This window comes from Paenibacillus sp. NPDC056933, assembly GCF_042674385.1.
Lineage (GTDB): Bacteria > Bacillota > Bacilli > Paenibacillales > Paenibacillaceae > Paenibacillus.
On sequence record NZ_JBHUQN010000001.1, the window covers coordinates 1,596,389 to 1,615,709 of the forward strand.

Consider the following 19,321-nt stretch of genomic DNA (forward strand, 5'->3'; position numbering starts at 1 on the left):
TGACGACATGAATAATTTACGCCCGGTAGGGGTTATCGGTACAGGTAAATATGTACCTGAGAAAATTTTGACAAACAGCGATTTGGAGAAAATGGTCGATACGAATGATGAGTGGATTGTCAGTCGTACAGGAATCAAGGAGCGTCATATTGCTGCACCGGAACAGGCAACTTCGGATCTGGCATACGAGGCGGCGATCAAAGCACTTGAATCTGCTGGTATGACTGGCAGTGATCTCGATTTGATTATTGTAGCAACCATCACACCGGATTCTTCATTCCCTTCTACAGCTTGTATATTGCAAGATAAGCTTGGTGCCAAGGGCGCTGCGGCATTTGACTTGTCTGCTGCCTGCTCCGGATTTGTATACGGTCTTGCCACAGCAACGAGTTTCATCCAAAGCGGTATGTACAACAATGCGCTTGTTATTGGTGCGGATTGTTTGTCTCGCATTACGGACTATACGGATCGTAACACCTGTGTACTGTTTGGCGATGGCGCAGGGGCGGTCGTTGTTGGAGAGGTGCCGGAAGGACGTGGATTCAAGTCGTTCGATCTTGGAGCCGAGGGGGCAGGTGGCAGCCTGCTTCAAATGGAAGGCGGAGGTTCCCGTCTGCCTGCATCCGCAGAGACGGTTGAGAATAAAAAGCATTACATTTACATGAATGGCCGTGAAGTGTTTAAATTTGCGGTACGGGTGATGGGTACAGCGACAATTGAAGTGCTTCGCAAGGCAGGTCTGGAACGTACGGACGTGGATCTGTTTGTTCCTCACCAAGCCAATATCCGGATTATCCAATCTGCAATGCAGCGACTCGAACTTCCTGAAGAGAAAGTTGTAGTCAACGTGGATAAATACGCCAACACATCCGCGGCTTCCATTCCGCTTGCTCTGGTAGAAGCTGCTGAAGAAGGCCGTATGAAAGCCGGAGATACCGTGCTTATGGTTGGTTTCGGCGGCGGATTGACGTGGGGCGCATCGGTACTCGTGTGGTAAACTAGACAGCTGGGAGAGATGAATGGGATGGGTAAAATAGCATTTGTATTTCCCGGACAGGGATCACAGACTGTGGGAATGGCCAAGGATGCGTATGAGTCTGTGCCTGCGGCAACAGAGATTTTTCGCACAGCCGATGAAACGCTGGGTTTCTCGCTGAGTAATCTTGTTTTTGAGGGACCAGAGACCGAGTTGAAACAGACATCGAATACACAACCGGCTCTGCTGACAGCAAGTATTGCATTGCTTGAGGCTTTTAAAGAAAAAGGAATTCAGCCTGATTATACGGCCGGACATAGTCTCGGTGAATACAGTGCACTGGTCGCGGCGGACGTTCTATCGTTTGCGGATGCGGTAAGCCTTGTACGGGCACGTGGTCAATATATGGAACAGGCTGTGCCTGGTGGACAGGGTGCGATGGCTGCTGTTCTGGGTGCGGATCGGGAAGCGCTGGGGGTGCTTTGCCGGGACGTATCTGAAAGTGGCCATGTCGTTGAACTTGCGAATATAAACTGCCCGGGACAAATCGTAATTTCCGGTGTGAAGGAAGGGGTAGCTGCTGTCGCTGAACGGGTCAAAGAAGCGGGCGGCAAACGTGCCATTACACTTGAAGTGAGCGGTCCGTTCCATTCTTCCTTAATGAAGGACGCAGCCGAGAAGCTGGCCGAGAAACTGAAAACTGTTTCGTTCTCATCCGGTACAGTCCCTGTAGTCGCGAATGTGACTGCTAGACCAGTGGAGGATGGTAAGGTTCAAGATTTGTTGACGGCACAGGTCTATTCTCCGGTTTTATGGGAAGACAGTGTGACATGGCTTATTGAGCAAGGTGTGGATACATTTATTGAGATTGGATCTGGCAGTGTATTGACCGGGTTGATTAAAAAAACAGATAAAACCGTTAAACTATACAATGTAAACAGTCTTGAGACGCTCGATGCAACGGCAGCTGCACTAATTTGATTAACCATGATTAGATTTGGGGAAAGGAGGAATGATTATGTCTAAACCACTGCAAGGTAAGAACGCGCTCGTTACTGGCGCATCCCGTGGCATTGGGCGCAGTATTGCACTGGCTTTGGCCGAGGCTGGCGCCAATGTGGCTGTGAACTATGCAGGCAGTCAAGCGGCAGCTGAGGAAGTTGCAGAAGCGATTCGTGCCAAAGGTGTTGAAGCGATTACGATTCAAGCGAATGTAGGCCTGATGGACGAAGCTGAACAAATGGTCAAAGCCACGATTGAAGCGTGGGGCAATGTGGATATCCTTGTCAACAATGCTGGGATTACCCGTGATAACCTGATCATGCGTATGAAAGAAGAGGAATTCGATCAGGTGATTGAAACCAATCTTAAAGGGGTGTTTAACTGCCTTAAGGCGGTTACACGTCCGATGATGAAGCAACGGTCAGGAAGAATTATCAATATCTCCTCGGTTGTGGGCGTACTCGGAAATGCTGGACAAGCCAACTATGTTGCTGCCAAGGCAGGGGTCATTGGTTTGACGAAGGCATCTGCACGTGAGCTAGCTTCCCGCGGCATCACAGTCAACTGCGTTGCACCGGGATTTATTGAGACCGATATGACCAAGGAGTTGTCTCAGGAGTTGGTAGATGGCATGCTGAGTGGTATTCCGTTGTCCCGTCTGGGCCAGCCGGATGAAATTGCCGGTGTTGTCTCGTTCCTGGCTTCAGAAGCTTCATCTTATATGACAGGGCAGACACTGCATGTTGATGGTGGCATGTACATGTAATTTCTTCCCGGACTTGAACAATAGTCGGGGAACAGGCGCTGGACGATCCGAAATGCCGGAAAAAGGCCGGGTTCCCCGGCCGGGAGCCGCATATGTCTTCTATGGCATTTTGCCTGCGATTCTCGTATAATACCAAGGAGGAGGTGAACCGGATGTCCGATGTATTGGAGCGTGTAAAACGCATCGTCGTCGACCGCTTGGGCGCAGACGAAGCTGAAGTTACACTTGAAGCATCTTTCAAAGAAGATTTGGGTGCTGATTCTTTGGATGTAGTGGAATTGGTCATGGAATTGGAAGATGAATTCGATTTGGAAATCTCTGATGAAGATGCAGAAAAAATCACGACCGTAGGTGAAGTTGTAAACTACATACAATCTCATACCTAAAGTCAATTCAGTCCCGCACCTGTTTTCGAACAGGCGGGACTTCTCATCATTCATTGGTTTTTCTCATTCCGCAAGCGGGTACCGGTCAACGGATCTTCGGATCATGCTTGGCTAGACGTCTGCTTGCGGATATTCCCACAAAATACTTGCGTAATGCAGTCGATATAGAGGTGAGTCGGTTTGAAACAAAGAGTTGTAATTACCGGAATGGGCGTAATGACATCGCTCGGAAAAGATTTGGAAACGTTCTGGGGCAGTTTAATGGCAGGCAAGTCCGGAATCTCTCAGATTGAGGCGTTTGATGTAAGTGAATACACCACTCAAATTGCAGCCGAGATCAAGGATTTCAACCCCGAAGAGTATATGGATCGCAAAGATGCACGTAAAATGGACCGTTTTGTTCAATTCGCTGTAGCAGCTGGCTTCAAAGCCGTTGAAGACAGTGGTCTGAAAATTGACGAGAACATTGAGGCAGAGCGTTTCGGTGTGTCGATCGGATCGGGTATCGGTGGATTGGGTACTTGGGAAGACCAACATAATGCCTTGTTGCAAAAGGGTCCTAAACGCGTAAGCCCATTTTTCATTCCGATGATGATCTCCAACATGGCTTCTGGCCAAATGTCGATTTCTCTTGGGGCGAAAGGACCTAATATCAACGTGGTAACCGCGTGTGCTACAGGAACACACTCCATTGGAGACTCCTTCAAGCTGATTGCAAACGGAGATGCGGACGCGATGATCTGTGGTGGTGCAGAAGCGACCATCAGACCAACCGGTCTGGCTGGGTTCTGTGCAATGCGTGCCATGTCTACACGTAATGATGATCCGGCTAAGTCGAGCCGTCCTTTTGATACAGAACGTGACGGGTTTGTTATGGGCGAAGGCGCGGGAGTTCTGATCCTTGAATCCCTTGAACATGCTCAAAAACGTGGTGCCCGTATTTATGGTGAAGTAATTGGTTACGGTCTCACTGGCGATGCACATCACATGACAGAGCCTGATCCGGACGGAGCAGCTCGTTGCATGAAGATGGCTCTGCGTAATGCGGGTATCGAACCAGAAGAAGTGGATTATATCAATGCACACGGAACATCAACACCTGTAGGTGACAGATCCGAAACGCTTGCGATCAAAAAAGCGTTTGGCGATCATGCGTACAAGCTTGCGGTGAGTTCAACCAAATCCATGACAGGTCATATGCTTGGTGCTGCGGGTGGCGTGGAAGCCGTAATCTGCGGATTGTCGCTGACCCATCAGACGCTTGCTCCAACAATCAACCTGGAAAATCAGGACCCGGAATGTGATTTGGATTATGTTCCAAACGTTCCGCGTCAAACTAAAGTTAATATTGCCATGTCCAATTCATTTGGGTTCGGCGGTCACAATGCCACCATTATTCTCAAAAAATTTGAAGCATAAGGGGCTAGTTCGTTTGAGTGAAGATCTGAAGCAGTTACAACACAAACTTCAAATCAAATTTGACAACAGGCAGCTTTTAAAACAAGCGTTTACCCATGCTTCATATGTAAACGAACACCGATTCAGTCAGCATCAGGATAACGAACGCCTGGAGTTTCTGGGCGATGCGGTGCTGGAACTGACTGTATCGGAATACTTGTATCATTTGTATCCTAATCGCCCGGAAGGTGAATTAACTAAGCTGCGGGCATCCATTGTCTGTGAGCCTTCCCTCGTCAAATTTGCTGAAGCATTGGGTTTTGGACAGTATGTACTTCTTGGTAAAGGTGAGGAACTGACGGGAGGACGAACAAGGCCGGCTCTTCTGGCGGACGTGTTTGAATCTTTCATCGGTGCATTATATCTGGATCAGGGATTGGCGCCTGTCCGGGCATTTCTGGATCAGCATGTATTTCCGTTGATCGTTCTGGGCAGCAAGTTGCAAATGAGCGATTTCAAAACGGAATTGCAGGAACTCACTCAGCACCACAATATGGGAGCGCTGGAATACCGTATCGTTGAGGAACGGGGCCCTGCCCATGAACGGGAGTTTGTCTCCGAGGTCCATATGGGTCAAGAACGGCTTGGCAGAGGTACAGGACGTTCCAAAAAGGAAGCCGAACAACAGGCTGCATCCGCAGCACTGGATCGACTGAAACTTCCGGAAGCCTGAGCTTTACCGTAAGGCGCATAGACAAACGAAGAGCAAAGAGCAGCCCGCGGGTCCGCCTGGCGGAATTTATCGGCCGGACTGCTTTTTGCTCTTTTTTTTGTAAGGAGGTTCAGGAGCTGTTTTTCCTGATCGATAACTAGGCGCTGAATGCAACACTTGAAATTTGCAAGAGGAGGTGACGGGAGACCCTATGTTTTTGAAACGGATTGAACTGGGTGGATTCAAGTCATTCGCCGACAAAACGGAAATGGAATTCGTTCGTGGCATAACCGCGGTTGTAGGACCGAACGGAAGTGGGAAAAGTAACATTTCAGACGGCATACGCTGGGTGCTTGGGGAACAAAGCGCCAAATCATTGCGTGGCGGCAAGATGGAAGATATCATTTTTGCCGGTAGTGATGCACGCAAGGCTGTTAATTATGGTGAAGTTTCGCTGACGCTGGATAACGAAGATCATGCGCTTGCTTTGGATTTTGGAGAAGTAACGGTGACGCGTCGTGTACATCGCAGTGGAGACAGTGAGTATTTTATCAACAAGCAGTCGTGTCGTTTGAAGGATATTACGGAATTGTTCATGGATACCGGGATCGGCAAGGAAGCTTACTCGATTATTGGGCAGGGACGAATCGAAGAGATTCTGAGTACCCGTTCAGAGGATCGCAGGGGGATCTTTGAAGAGGCATCAGGTATTGTTAAATATAAATCTCGCAAACGGGATGCTACCCGTAAACTGGATGAGACAGAACAGAATTTATTGCGTATTCATGACCTGGTCACCGAGTTGGAAGACCAGATTGGTCCGTTAAAGGAACAATCGGAGAAAGCCATCCACTACAAGGAATTGCGTGGGCAGCTGAAATCACAGGAAATCTCCATGTATGTGTATCAGATCGAACAGATTCATGCATCCTGGAGCAAAGCCAATCAAAGGCTTGAATCTTTAAAACAGGAAGAAGTCGGCTTGGCCGCCATCGTGTCTACTCATGATGCAAAGCTGGAAAGTGACCGGAATGCACTGCGTACGCTGGAAATGGAGACAGAACAGCTGCAATCGGCCTTATTGCAATTCAGTGAAGCAACAGAGAAGAGCGAAGGGCTTGGGGAACTGCTCAGGGAGCGTTCGCGCCATCTGCAGACAAACCAGGAACAGCTGAAAGTGACGCTTGCAGCAAGTGAAGAGAGACATCGGGAACGTGAAGCTGAGTTACTTGCATTACGCGAGAAGTTTGCCAACCTTGAGCTTGAACTAAGTGACGTAAGAAACCGCTTATCCGAAGAAGAGGCCAAACTTATCGGTGTCACTGGTGGCATTAGCCAACAGCAGGAGGAAAGTCTTAAGGGCAATTTGCTGGAACTGATGAATCAGATGGCTCAGACACGAAATGAAATTCGTTACGCAGACCAACAGAAAGAAACGCTGGAACGGCGAATGAATAGAGCGACCGAGGAGTCCGGCAAGTGGGAAGGCCAGAAGGAAACGCTGGAAGCCCGCAAATCGGAGATTGAGAAAAAAGTCGTTCGCTTGGGCAAGGAAATCAGTGATCTGCGCGGTGGATATATTACGGAAAGTGAACGTCTCCAATCGTTGCAGAAGCTGCTCGAAGAAAGCCGGGGAACTGTCCGTAAATGGGAGCAGAAGCGTGAGGCCCAAGTCTCCCGGCGCGATACAATGAAAGAAATGCAGGATGATTTTGACGGTTTCATGCTGGGTGTCAAAGAAGTTCTTAAGGCTTCACGCAAAGGTACACTGAACGGGGTTCATGGAGCTGTTGCAGAGCTCGTTAAAGTGCCTGAGAAGATCGAACTTGCGGTAGAAACAGCGATGGGCGCTTCCCTGCAGCATGTCGTCATGGAAAATGAATCGGTTTCCAGACAGGCGATCGCTTTTCTGAAACAACGCCAATTGGGCAGAGCTACGTTCCTCCCGCTGGATGTTATTCGTGCACGTACCATTGGTGCGGGTGAACGTTCGATGATCGAAGGCATGGATGGTTTTGTGGGAATTGGTGCGGATCTCGTACAATACGAATCCCGTTATGCTGCGATCATTGGAAGCCTGCTCGGAAATGTCATTATTGCGGAAAAGCTGGAGGATGCCAATAAAATCGCGGCTCGCTGCCAATATCGTTTCCGGGTGGTAACCCTGGAAGGCGATGTGGTTAACGCGGGTGGTTCAATGACTGGTGGTAGCCAGCATAAAAAAAATGTGAGTTTGCTCAGTCGAAAACGGCAGCTGGACCAGCTCGATCAAGATATTATGGACACTGAAAATCAGATTGTAAAACTGCATCGAAGTGTGGATGATGTAAAAACTCAACTGGAGCAGTGTCAGGATAAACTGGACGAACTGCGCCAGTCTGGAGACGACACCCGGAATGCAGAACAGCAGGCTTCAATGGAAATGAAGCAGGTTGAGCATGAGCTGCGTCACGTGCTGGAACAGGTTGCGGTAGCCGGGCAGGAAAAGAGCGGGTTTACCGAAGAAATCAAAGAGATGGATACAGCCCGCGAGGTCGCTGTGAAGAAGCTGGAGCAGCTTGAGGAAGAAGAGAAGGCGACTCATCGTGCCATTCATGCCGCAGAATTCGCGCGTAAAGCGAATGAATCTGCGAAGGAGGAATTGCAGACCCAGCTCACCGAACTGAAAGTGCGAGAGGGGAAACTGGATCAGGAGCGATTCTCCAATGAGGAGCAATTGCGGCGTCTGGAGCGTGAAGTGGATTCACTGGTGAAGGATTTACGTCAAAATCGCACGCTGCTTGCCTCCATGGAAGCCGATCTGAAGAAAACAGAGACTGAGAGTGTCAAACAGATTGAGGATCTTAACCAATACAAGCTGAAAAAAGCGGAATCTGCACAGGAGCTGGACTTCAAGCGTGCTGCCCGAAGCGAGCTGTCGAAGAAGCTTGAACTTGCCGAGAGTGAAACGAAGGAACAGCGCACACAGCTCAAAGCTGTGGAGGAGCAGATGCGCCAGACGGAGATTTCCGTCAACAGACTTGACGTTGAGTTAGAGAATATTTTGCGCAAGCTGATGGATGAGTATGAACTTGGCTATGAACTTGCCAAAGAGCGTTATCCTGTGCCGGAAGATGTGGAAAGCACACAGGCAGAGGTGCAGAAGCTGAAGCGAAGTATAACTGCTCTAGGTGATGTCAATCTGGGAGCGATTGAGGAATTCCAGCGGGTTAATGAGCGGTATGAATTCCTCAGTACGCAGAAGAACGATCTTGTTGAAGCGAAAACAACGTTGTATCAGGTCATTCGGGAAATGGAAGACGAGATGGCCAAGCGATTCAAGATGACATTTGATGCGATTCGTCGGGAGTTCGGCACGGTGTTTACCAAGCTGTTTGGCGGGGGACGCGCGGATCTGGTTTTAATGGATCCTGAGCGTCTGCTGGAAACGGGAATTGATATCGTCGCCCAGCCACCAGGCAAGAAACTGCAAAATTTGCAGCTCTTATCCGGTGGAGAACGAGCGTTGACTGCGATGGCATTGTTATTCGCCATTCTGCATGTGAAGCCTGTACCGTTCTGCGTACTGGATGAAGTCGAAGCGGCGCTGGATGAAGCCAATGTGGTGCGTTTTGCCCAGTATTTGCGTGAGTTCTCGGAACAGACGCAATTCATCGTCGTTACACACCGCAAAGGCACAATGGAAGAAGCCGATGTGTTATATGGCGTCACAATGGAAGAGGGCGGAGTATCCAAGCTCGTTTCGGTTAAACTGGAAGATGAGGAAGCTGTCATTGCCTAATCTTTGAGTGATTGTCACACATGAACTCATCTAATATCATTTAAACCAAGAAATGTACACGATGGAGGGGCTTTATGAGTTTTTTTAAAAAGCTGAGAGACAGCATTGCAAGCAAAACGGAGTCGGTCACCAAACAGTTCAAGGATGGATTGGAAAAGACACGTAAAGGGCTTGTGGAGAAGGTATCGGACCTCGTTATCCGTCGCAAAAAAATCGACGAAGAATTCTATGAGGAATTGGAAGAGATTCTGATTGGAGCCGACGTAGGTGTCAATACGGTCATGAAACTAATTGAAGACCTGCGTGATGAAGTCAAAAAACGCAAAATCGAGGATGCGGCCGAACTACAGCCTGTATTGTCCGAAAAACTGACGGATCTGCTCCGCGGCGAGCAGAACAACGAACTGAAAATGAATCCGGATGGGATCACGGTCATTTTGTTTGTCGGTGTTAATGGTGTTGGTAAAACAACAACAATTGGTAAGCTGGCCCATCGCTTCAAGCAGCAGGGCAAAAAGGTCATCATGGCAGCAGGCGATACGTTCCGTGCCGGAGCGATTGAGCAACTCGAAGTATGGGGGCAGCGTGCCGGCGTAGAAGTTATCAAGCAACAATCAGGCTCTGACCCTGCCGCTGTAATGTATGATGCGGTCCAGGCTGCGAAGCAACGGGGTGCGGATGTATTGCTCTGTGATACAGCGGGCCGTTTGCAGAATAAATCCAATCTGATGGATGAACTCAACAAAATCTATCGTGTTATCCAGCGTGAAATTCCTGAAGCTCCACATGAAGTACTGATGGTACTGGATGCAACAACAGGCCAAAATGCCTTGAATCAGGCTAAACTTTTCGGTGAGAAAAGTGGCGTGACTGGCCTCGTACTGACGAAACTGGATGGAACGGCCAAGGGGGGGATCGTTGTTGCGATCCGTCAGGAGCTGGACTTGCCAGTGAAGCTCGTGGGACTAGGTGAGAAAATCGATGATTTACAGCAATTTGATTCAGAGCAATTCGTGCACGCTTTGTTTGCGGGATTGATCCAGGAACAGCCAGAGCAAAGCACAGATGAAGAGAAATCCAATTCGTAGTCGTTAAATAAATCAATATGGTTGACCGTATTGCCACTGATATACGTGATAAGTGTCACGTGTTATATCAGTGGCAATACGTGTATAATGAAATAAAAGAGGCAATTCCAATAGGGTTAGAAAGGACGGTTGAAATGGCCAATACCTATACCTATTCCCGCCGTGAAGAAGTCGCCAATGCGGTGACACATGGTATCGGCGCTGCGCTCAGTGTAGCTGCACTGGTGCTATTGATTGTATTTTCCAGTATGAAAGGCACAGCCTGGCATGTGGTCAGTTTCACGATCTACGGGATCACGATGCTGCTGCTTTATACAAGCTCAACACTCGTGCATGCATGGAAAGATGGCAAAGTAAAAGATTTATTTGAAATTTTTGACCATTCTTCGATTTATTTGTTTATTGCGGGATCATACACTCCGCTTTTGTTTATTGCTGTTCGCGGCACGCTCGGCTGGAGCTTGTTCGGTGTGATCTGGGCAATTGCATTATTCGGCGTGATCTTTAAGGCGTTTTTTACGAAAAAGTTTCTATTCATGTCCACGATTTTCTATATTGCGATGGGCTGGCTCATCATTATTGCCTGGCAACCGCTTGTGGCTGCCATTCCTACAGGCGGAATCGTGCTGCTGGTTGCTGGAGGACTGATGTATACGCTGGGTACACTTTTTTATGTGTGGCGTGGTTTTCCGTACCACCATGCGATCTGGCATCTCTTCGTGCTGGCAGGCAGTATTCTTCATTTCTTTATGGTATTAATATACCTGACTCCTCTTCGCTAGGGGCGTGGTAGGGAATGTGAAACGAATCGGCTCCACCCGTGGAGACTCATTCGTTTTTTTGTTCTATATAAAGGCACAAAACAGGGTATATCTTGTTGTAGAGAACTGCTGAACATCAGCCATGTGGAAACGAAATAGGCTTGCCAAATGAGTGTTTTTATTGTGACAAGTATTTTTGCTTGACAACCTGATTTGTTTTAGGTATTATTAGGAGCGTTGCAAGAGTGTAAAGTGTTTTTCCTTGACGAAGGGAGTGCCCCGATATGAGTCAAGAAAACCGGCTTGAGAAGACAAACCGGATTAACTTGCTGTTTGCTTTCTATGAATTGTTACTTACCGAGAAACAGCAGACTTTTTTAAAGTATTACTTTCATGATGATTTCTCGCTGGGCGAGATTGCAGCCGAGTTCGAGATCAGCCGCCAGGCGGTATATGAGCACATCAAGCGTGCCGAACAAATGCTGGAAAATTACGAAAGCAAGCTTGGCTTGCTGGAGAAGCATGAACGGCGCAATCGTAATCTTGAGGATTTGCAAAATGCATTGGAGCGCGCAGGTGTTTCCATTGATAACAACCAACAAATAAACGATATTGTTCATCAGCTCAGAGAATAGTTCATAAGAGCGGAACGAAACGTATCGGTCCTGAAAACAGTATTACAGCTTAAGGAGGTGGGATCATGGCATTTGAAGGATTAACGACCCGATTGCAGAATGTGTTCAGCAAGCTGCGCGGCAAAGGCAAGGTGTCTGATGAAGATGTTGCCGAAGCGATGCGCGAGGTACGTCTGGCATTGCTCGAAGCGGATGTAAACTTCAAAGTGGTCAAGGAATTCATCGCCAAGGTGAAAGAGAAGGCTGTTGGCAAAGAAGTGATGGAGAGCTTCACGCCAGGGATGGTCATTATTGACATCGTAAACAAGGAACTGACGGATTTGATGGGTGGAAGCCAGTCGAAGCTGGCCAAAGCCAACAAACCGCCTACGGTACTGATGATGGTTGGTTTGCAGGGTGCGGGTAAGACGACCACATCCGGTAAATTGGCCAAGATGCTGCAAAAGCAAAATAGCAGACCGTTACTTGTTGCAGGAGATATTTATCGTCCAGCAGCAATCAAGCAGCTGCAAGTCCTCGGCGAGCAGATCAAAGCGCCAGTATTTACACTGGGAGACCAGACAAGCCCTGTAGAGATCGCACGTCAGGGTCTGCAGCACGCCAAGGATAATGGTAATGACTATGTCATTATCGATACTGCAGGACGTCTGCATGTCGATGAAGAACTGATGGAAGAACTTCGTCAGATTCACAGCGTAGTGAACCCGGATGAAGTATTGCTTGTCGTGGACAGCATGACAGGTCAGGATGCGGTTAATGTGGCGGAACACTTTAATCAGCAGCTTGATCTGACCGGAGTAGTTCTGACCAAACTGGATGGAGATACGCGTGGCGGTGCCGCGCTTTCAGTTAAAGCAGTTACCGGTTGCCCAATCAAGTTTGCCTCCCTTGGAGAGAAACTGGACGCACTTGAGCCTTTCCATCCAGAACGTATGGCTTCTCGTATTCTGGGTATGGGTGACATGCTCTCTCTGATTGAGAAAGCACAGTCCAACATTGATACCGAAAAAGCCAAGGAAATGGAACGTAAGATGCGTAATGCAGAATTCACGTTCGAAGATTTCCTGGAGCAGATGGATCAAGTGAAGAAGCTGGGACCAATCGATCAGATCATGGATATGATTCCTGGAATGGGCAAAATGAAACAAGCCAAGGATCTGAAGGTTGATGATAAACAGATGGGCCGGATCGAAGCGATCGTGTACTCCATGACGACGGAGGAGAAACGTAACCCGGATATGATTAACCATAGCCGCCGGAAACGGATTGCTACAGGTAGTGGAACATCCCTGGCCGAAGTGAATCGTCTGATCAAGCAATTTGATGAGATGCGCCGCATGATGAAACAGTTCTCGGATATGATGGGACCTAAAGGCGGCAAAAACAAAGCGATGAAGCAGCTTAAGGGTCTGGGCAAAGGAATGAAATTTCCTTTCCGTTGATTCCAATTGCAGCTGAACGATATACAGATTTCATTGAAGGAGGTGAATTTTCAAATGGCAGTTCGTATTCGTCTGAAACGTATGGGTGCTCACAAAGCTCCTTTCTACCGCGTAGTGGTATCGGATTCCCGTTCCCCACGTGACGGTCGTTTTATCGAGGAGATCGGTTACTACAACCCGGTTGAACAACCGGCTGTTGTTAAGATCGATGAAGATAAAGCATTGCAATGGCTTCAAAACGGTGCGCAAGCATCCGACACTGTCCGCAACTTGCTGAGCAAAGCGGGCGTGATGAAGAAGTTCCACGAGTCTAAATTGACTAAATAAGGTGCTGATTCGGAGGGTCATCTATGGAAGAATTAGTAAGCATAATTGCTAAGGCTTTGGTCGATCATCCGGAAGATGTGGCGGTTCGGACGGTTGAGAAAGATCGGCTTGTCGTATATGAGTTAACCGTTCACCCTGACGATGTCGGGAAAGTGATTGGTAAACAGGGACGAATCGCAAAGTCTCTTCGTACGGTCGTCACATCAGCAGCAGTTAAGATGGATAAACGGGTAACCGTCGATATCATATCTTAAAGATATACGAAAGGGGGTTAGGATGCATGTCCTAGCCCCTTTTCGTGCATGCTGAAACTATTAATGAAATAACCGTTAATAAAAATTATTTTAGGATTACACAATAACGGAGAGGACAGAACGAATCTGAAGAAGCGCCAGCGCTCACCTTTACCACTGGATTTCTATCCTTTGATAAGGAAGATCAAAGAAATCTGGGGGTAACAGTGATCGGAAGATTGTTCTGACCGCGTAGTGTTGCTGTGTAATATAAGCTTAATTTTATAGAAGGTTGTAGGAGGAACTTATGGCAGAGTTTATGAATGTAGGTAAAATCGTCAATACACACGGCATTCGTGGTGAGTTGAGAATTATGCCTTTAACCGATTTTCCGGAAGTGCGGTTCGCTAAAGATGCAGAACTTTTTCTTTTTACACCAGATAATCATCCCGTATTGGTTAATGTGGAATCTGCACGATTGCATAAAAATATGTACATTCTTCGTCTGAAGGAATACGGAAATATCAATGAAGTGGAAAAGTTCAAGGGTGGCATGGCCAAGGTGTTGAAAGAAAATTTGGCTGAGCTGGAGGAAGGTGAATACTACTTCCATCAAATCATTGGGTGTTCTGTGATCACCGAAGAGGGTGAAACACTGGGAACGATCTCTGAAATCTTGACTCCAGGTGCCAATGACGTATGGGTTGTCAAAACGCCAGCAGGTAAAGAAGTTCTGATTCCGGTTATCGATGATGTCGTGCTTGATGTAGATATCGAGCAGCAGCAGGTCAAGATTCACTTGATGGAAGGGCTGCTTTAACATGAAAGTGGATGTATTAACCCTGTTCCCCGAAATGTTTGACGGCGTATTTGGAACCAGCATTTTGGGTAAAGCCCAAACCAAGGGGCTTGTAACCCTGGGAGCAACAAACTTTCGAAATTATGCGACCAATAAACACAATACAGTGGACGATGCACCTTACGGCGGTGGGGGAGGCATGGTGTTAAAGCCAGATCCTATCTTTGCTGCTGTCGAGGATGTATTGGAGCAACGTGGCGAAGCCGCGGCAACGATGAAACCGCCACGTATTATTCTCATGTGCCCACAAGGGGAGACGTTCACACAGGCAAAAGCAGAAGAACTTGTTCAGGAGGATCATCTGATTTTCATATGCGGACATTATGAGGGCTATGATGAGCGTATCCGTGAGTTTCTCGTGACGGACGAATTGTCGATTGGTGATTACGTGCTAACTGGTGGTGAGCTGCCTGCAATGGTAGCGATTGACAGCATCGTACGTCTTATCCCGGGGGTGCTTGGTAATGAAACGAGCGCAGTTACGGATTCATTCAGTACCGGATTGCTCGAATACCCTCACTACACACGTCCTCCTGAATTCAGAGGGATGAAGGTGCCGGATATGCTGTTATCTGGACATCACCTGAATATTGAGGCGTGGCGCAGGGAGCAGTCCTTGCTTCGGACGCTGGAACGCAGACCGGATATGCTGGAGACAGCAGACTTGACGGATAAAGAGCGAATTTGGATAAACAAAATTCGTTCCGATCGTGAAAATAGTGTAGAGTAACTTTTTTATGGTATAAACATTAAGTATAATTATTCGAAAGATTGAAGGCCAGCCTGGTATAACTAGGTTGGTCTTTTGGTTATGGGAAATAGAAAGAACTGAATCGTAACCATACTTAAGTCATTGATGATGAAGCGAGGGCTGATGAAGGAGTAAGACGGTTCTATATCCATGATCCCTTGAAAATCGACTTGAATTCCTAGAATGGGTGAGGTCATAAGCCATATCAGGCTTGAGAGGGTGGTAGTACAGAAAGATGGAAGTAGGATCATCGTAATGTTCATGATCAGGCGTGCTGGGTTAGCCGCCAGAAACCCGTTAGAGTCCAGCTTTACCCGAAAAGGCTGCATAGCTCGACTCTATCAAGGGTAGGGAGGTTTTAAGCTGCGTTAATGATCAGAGTTAATGACTAATTTCTACCACAGGCAGTGTATCCTGTTGGTCTGGTTCAGGATGAAGCAATGCTGCCAGATCTGTTCCAGTGGTAACGGTTAGTCGGGGCAGCTTCATGGGATTATCCCCTGGTCGTACAAATCCGGATCGAACGGAAAAGGCCATGCGATACCCATTTTGCTGCAGCTGGTAGATCATCTGTGTGCTGGTATAGCCGAAAGGATAGGCTAGATATGGTGTATCAATACCGATGTCCTTCATCAGCTTGATGTCGTCATTCAGCAGACTTGTATCAAGTCCCACAGGCACGTTGTCACCGCAACGCATAAATCCTTTATGGTGCAGATTATAAGTATGGCTGTTAAACTCAAAGACATCCTTAGCCGCCTGCATCTCCTGCTTGGAAATAAATGATTTTTTGGCGGGATCAAAGTCCGAGGGTTGATCCTGAATTTTGCTGCCAATGACAAACAGAGAAGCATGGAAATTATACTTCTTGAGAACAGGGTAGGCTAACGTATAATTGTTCTGGTATCCATCATCAAAGGTGATGACAATAGATTTTCGGGGCAATGGGATCTGTCCGTTGACGTATTGCTCAAGCTGCTCCAACGTAATTGTGTGATAACCTTCTTCATGCAGATACTTCATGTTTTCTTCAAAGTCTTCCAGGTTAATGATGGATTTGTTGCCTGTTTCACGATTGTTCACTTTGGGCTCTATGTAATGATACATCAGTACAGGAACTTCGGTTGCTGTGCCTTGTTTAATCTGAAAGGTGGTCAAATCCAGTACAGGTTTGCTGGAATAGTCGGAGTGAGACATTAGAAACGCCTTACGCTTTACCATGTCCCAGGACGTACATGCTTTGTGGGATATGGCATTGGTAGGGTGAGTCACGGCGTATGCGTACATTGTAACGGTGCAAGTCAGTAAAGCGAGTGTGGCAAGAATGATTTTTTTCCAGCGTTTCATAGGTTAACGGGTTCTCCTTTTACAGTGTTATCTCTTCTTTATTTATTCGAAACATAAGTGCATAATCCAGCACGTAATCCAACAAGCTATATCATAGACGATCTTCCATAACATAAAGTTACAGAATTTTCCCATTTAAAGAGTTGACTTATTAAAAACTGCTGATCATGGTAATCCCATAAGAATAGGACACAACATATACGGTGCAAAAGTTGCAAAGATGTTTTTAATGAGAGTAATGAGTTTAGAATGAAAAATATATAGTGATGGTGGTAGCAAGCCATTTCATAGATCACAGCACGGGTGTAAATGAAATTAAAGATTTGTGACTGGTTCATAAGCAATATGTTTATTTATTCTTGTGTTTTGTTATGGTGCGTGATACAATAAGTCTGTTATGTGGAATACGGCGGTCCTCTATGGATAATGAAGGAGACAAGGTGTTCTCTGGAAGAAGTATGAACGCCTGTACGGAAGGAGGGAGTCATAGATGAATATCGTTCAAGCGATTACACAAGAACAACTTCGTAAAGATATTCCGAGTTTTCGTCCTGGTGACACTTTGAAAGTGCACGTTAAGGTAATCGAGGGAACTCGTGAGCGTATCCAATTGTTCGAAGGTGTTGTGATTAAACGCCGTGGTGGTGGAATCAGTGAGACTTTTACAGTTCGTAAAATTTCTTACGGTGTAGGTGTGGAAAGAGCTTTCCCGCTTCATTCCCCTAAAATCGATAGAATCGAAGTGGCTCGCCGTGGTAAAGTGCGTCGTGCGAAGCTTTATTATCTTCGTGAACTACGCGGTAAAGCAGCGAGAATTAAAGAAATTCGTTAATATAACGGATACCGGGGAGGGCTTGGAGACAAGCCCTTTTCGTTTTTGTCCGGGAAAAGTTGAACCGGAGGTGCACTTCCGAGTAAAATGGTATGGCGGCACACGCTCGAATAGTCCGGGAGGCTTGTGAAATCAGTTATTGAAGGGCATTTGAATTGTGGATTAAATGTACTGGTAATGCTTGCATGTAAGATTACATAACTGATGATGTGTAAAAACTGCTATAACATGTACTGTGAAGAGAGGAAGATCATTAATGGAACAGGAAGTTCAACAGGACCAGGGCAATGCTGCCGAAGAGAAAGGCAGTAGATCCAAAAAAGCCAAAAATGAAGTTTTCGAATGGCTCAAAGCCATCGTAATCGCACTAGTACTTGTCATTTTGATTCGGTGGTTGCTGTTCAAACCGTTTGTTGTGGACGGACCTTCCATGCAGCCGAATTTTCATACAGGTGAACGTGTGATCGTCAATGAGATTTTGTATGATATCAGGGAACCACAACGCGGAGAAGTTATCGTATTCCACGTGCCATCTGAAGGTCGTGATTTCATTAAACGTGTCATTGCTGTCGCTGGCGATACCGTTGAGGTTCAGGACGATACAGTTCTCGTCAATGGTAAAAAAGTCGATGAGACATACATTCAGGGAGCAATCGATGCTGCAGAAGCGAATGGCGGAACCTATAACGTGAAGGACTTCCCGAATGAACAATTCCCGGATGGGAAAGTACCGGAGGGTCATGTTTTTGTCATGGGCGATAATCGTCCGAACAGTACAGATAGCCGCATGATTGGTTATGTGTCGCTGACGGATATTGTAGGTCGTGCAGATGTGATTTTCTGGCCGATCGGCGATATCAAGTGGATTAACCATTAATATGAATGCAGGATATATAAGCAAAATATAAAATGTGCACTATAAAGGTGAGGGCAGAGCCAATCTGATCATGTAGAGCGGAGAGCACTTGTAATAAAGTGGCTTCCAACGGACAGACTTGCCTTAATGTCGATTTTATGGTCCAGCTTGTATATTAACAAATAATGAGGTGAAGACAAGGTGACGATTCAATGGTTTCCAGGTCATATGACCCGAGCCAGACGCCAGATTCAGGATAAGTTAAAGCTGATTGACGTGGTCATCGAACTGCTGGATGCCCGTCTGCCTGTCTCCAGCCGCAACCCGATGATTGATGAGATTTTGCAGGGAAAACCCCGGATGATTCTGTTGAATAAATCAGACTTGGCGGATGCGAAAGTGACGCAAGAATGGATTGAATATTTCAAAAAAGAAGGAATCACTGCTTTTCCTGTAGATGCTTCGACTGGCACCAATGTGAAAGACATTCCAATACAAGCCAAGCTTCTTCTTAAAGAAAAAATTGACCGTCAACTGGCTAAAGGGATTAACCCTAGAGCAGTTCGCGGGCTGATTGTTGGTATCCCCAACGTGGGTAAATCCACACTTATTAACCGACTTGCCGGACGGAATATTGCGGCAACGGGGGATCGTCCCGGTGTTACAAAAGGACAACAGTGGATCAAGGTTGGTAAGGAAATGGAATTGTTGGATACCCCGGGTATTCTTTGGCCGAAATTCGAGGATCAAAACGTAGGGTATCGTCTAGCGGTAACAGGTGCGATTAAGGAAGAGATTCTAAATGCAGAGGATATCGCCTTTTTCGGTATTAGTTATCTGATGCGTTACTACTGGGATTCCCTGGAAGAGAGATATGGACTTCAGGAGTTCTCCAAGGATGCGGATGATTCAGACAGTGTCATTGCGATCATGGAACAAGTGGGTCGCATACGTGGTTGCGTTGTGAGTGGCGGGCGTATCGATTTGGAAAAAGCGTCGCGAGCTTTTCTGCGTGAACTGCGTGCAGGTAAAATGGGACGTTTCTCTATGGAAGCCCCTTATTAAATATAAAGCAATTGCCGAAAGAAGCGGCCGTTACCGGATTACCGGGAGCGGTCGCTTTTTAGCGTGCTGGTTTTATGGATCGGAGAATGTACGTAAACTGGAAG

Annotated in this window: 19 protein-coding genes; 18 read left to right on the forward strand and 1 reads right to left on the reverse strand. The window is 47.0% G+C overall.

The annotated features are described in order from the left end of the window. Window positions 1-7 precede the first annotated feature (7 nt). The 15 genes from ACFTRD_RS07235 (at window position 8) to trmD (ending at window position 15,096) form a co-directional block, all read left to right on the forward strand. Window positions 8-997, forward strand: a complete 990-nt coding sequence (locus tag ACFTRD_RS07235) for a beta-ketoacyl-ACP synthase III (RefSeq protein ID WP_192266236.1) — start codon at window positions 8-10, stop codon at window positions 995-997. A 27-nt stretch (window positions 998-1,024) separates the two neighbouring features. Continuing rightward, window positions 1,025-1,957, forward strand: coding sequence for an ACP S-malonyltransferase (gene fabD, locus ACFTRD_RS07240; RefSeq protein WP_379378415.1), 933 nt, complete (start codon window positions 1,025-1,027; stop codon window positions 1,955-1,957). Window positions 1,958-1,994: 37 nt separating this feature from the next. Continuing rightward, window positions 1,995-2,744 carry a 3-oxoacyl-[acyl-carrier-protein] reductase gene (gene fabG, locus ACFTRD_RS07245; RefSeq protein ID WP_192266238.1) on the forward strand — a complete coding sequence of 250 codons (750 nt, stop codon included), beginning with the start codon at window positions 1,995-1,997 and terminating at the stop codon, window positions 2,742-2,744. A 152-nt stretch (window positions 2,745-2,896) separates the two neighbouring features. Then, the gene (acpP, locus tag ACFTRD_RS07250) at window positions 2,897-3,130 is read left to right on the forward strand and encodes an acyl carrier protein (RefSeq protein WP_024630176.1); all 234 of its coding nucleotides are present in this window, start codon (window positions 2,897-2,899) and stop codon (window positions 3,128-3,130) included. A 180-nt stretch (window positions 3,131-3,310) separates the two neighbouring features. Next, window positions 3,311-4,549 (forward strand): beta-ketoacyl-ACP synthase II, encoded by a 1,239-nt coding sequence (gene fabF, locus ACFTRD_RS07255; RefSeq protein WP_379378418.1) that lies wholly within the window; start codon window positions 3,311-3,313, stop codon window positions 4,547-4,549. 13 nt (window positions 4,550-4,562) lie between these two features. Next, entirely contained in the window at window positions 4,563-5,261 is a 699-nt protein-coding gene (gene rnc / locus ACFTRD_RS07260) for a ribonuclease III (protein WP_192266239.1), read from the forward strand. 190 nt (window positions 5,262-5,451) lie between these two features. Then, window positions 5,452-9,021 carry a chromosome segregation protein SMC gene (smc, locus tag ACFTRD_RS07265; protein ID WP_379378421.1) on the forward strand — a complete coding sequence of 1,190 codons (3,570 nt, stop codon included), beginning with the start codon at window positions 5,452-5,454 and terminating at the stop codon, window positions 9,019-9,021. Window positions 9,022-9,095: 74 nt separating this feature from the next. After that, window positions 9,096-10,109, forward strand: coding sequence for a signal recognition particle-docking protein FtsY (gene ftsY, locus ACFTRD_RS07270; protein WP_379378423.1), 1,014 nt, complete (start codon window positions 9,096-9,098; stop codon window positions 10,107-10,109). 134 nt (window positions 10,110-10,243) lie between these two features. Beyond that, window positions 10,244-10,891 carry a PAQR family membrane homeostasis protein TrhA gene (trhA, locus tag ACFTRD_RS07275; protein ID WP_053783770.1) on the forward strand — a complete coding sequence of 216 codons (648 nt, stop codon included), beginning with the start codon at window positions 10,244-10,246 and terminating at the stop codon, window positions 10,889-10,891. A 263-nt stretch (window positions 10,892-11,154) separates the two neighbouring features. After that, window positions 11,155-11,505, forward strand: coding sequence for a putative DNA-binding protein (locus ACFTRD_RS07280; RefSeq protein WP_192266244.1), 351 nt, complete (start codon window positions 11,155-11,157; stop codon window positions 11,503-11,505). A gap of 65 nt (window positions 11,506-11,570) precedes the next feature. Beyond that, a complete protein-coding gene (gene ffh / locus ACFTRD_RS07285) occupies window positions 11,571-12,947 on the forward strand; it encodes a signal recognition particle protein (RefSeq protein WP_024630183.1) in 1,377 nt (458 codons plus the stop codon). 54 nt (window positions 12,948-13,001) lie between these two features. Further along, window positions 13,002-13,274, forward strand: coding sequence for a 30S ribosomal protein S16 (rpsP, locus tag ACFTRD_RS07290; protein WP_024630184.1), 273 nt, complete (start codon window positions 13,002-13,004; stop codon window positions 13,272-13,274). 23 nt (window positions 13,275-13,297) lie between these two features. After that, the gene (locus ACFTRD_RS07295; RefSeq protein ID WP_024630185.1) at window positions 13,298-13,528 is read left to right on the forward strand and encodes a KH domain-containing protein; all 231 of its coding nucleotides are present in this window, start codon (window positions 13,298-13,300) and stop codon (window positions 13,526-13,528) included. 286 nt (window positions 13,529-13,814) lie between these two features. Next, window positions 13,815-14,327: a ribosome maturation factor RimM gene (gene rimM, locus ACFTRD_RS07300; RefSeq protein WP_192266246.1), complete on the forward strand. Its 513-nt coding sequence runs from the start codon at window positions 13,815-13,817 to the stop codon at window positions 14,325-14,327. A gap of 1 nt (window position 14,328) precedes the next feature. Next, a complete protein-coding gene (trmD, locus tag ACFTRD_RS07305; RefSeq protein WP_379378427.1) occupies window positions 14,329-15,096 on the forward strand; it encodes a tRNA (guanosine(37)-N1)-methyltransferase TrmD in 768 nt (255 codons plus the stop codon). 402 nt (window positions 15,097-15,498) lie between these two features. On the opposite strand, the gene ACFTRD_RS07310 is transcribed toward trmD, so the two are convergent. Next, on the reverse strand, window positions 15,499-16,464 hold the full coding sequence (locus ACFTRD_RS07310; protein ID WP_379378429.1) for a polysaccharide deacetylase family protein: 966 nt from the start codon (window positions 16,462-16,464) through the stop codon (window positions 15,499-15,501). Window positions 16,465-16,954: 490 nt separating this feature from the next. Between ACFTRD_RS07310 and rplS the strand changes: the two genes are divergently transcribed. The 3 genes from rplS to ylqF all read left to right on the forward strand — a co-directional run bounded on the left by rplS (window position 16,955) and on the right by ylqF (window position 19,217). Beyond that, window positions 16,955-17,296 carry a 50S ribosomal protein L19 gene (gene rplS / locus ACFTRD_RS07315; protein WP_024630190.1) on the forward strand — a complete coding sequence of 114 codons (342 nt, stop codon included), beginning with the start codon at window positions 16,955-16,957 and terminating at the stop codon, window positions 17,294-17,296. 256 nt (window positions 17,297-17,552) lie between these two features. Beyond that, window positions 17,553-18,173, forward strand: a complete 621-nt coding sequence (gene lepB / locus ACFTRD_RS07320; RefSeq protein ID WP_379378431.1) for a signal peptidase I — start codon at window positions 17,553-17,555, stop codon at window positions 18,171-18,173. A 180-nt stretch (window positions 18,174-18,353) separates the two neighbouring features. Beyond that, window positions 18,354-19,217 carry a ribosome biogenesis GTPase YlqF gene (ylqF, locus tag ACFTRD_RS07325; RefSeq protein ID WP_379378434.1) on the forward strand — a complete coding sequence of 288 codons (864 nt, stop codon included), beginning with the start codon at window positions 18,354-18,356 and terminating at the stop codon, window positions 19,215-19,217. Window positions 19,218-19,321 lie beyond the last annotated feature (104 nt).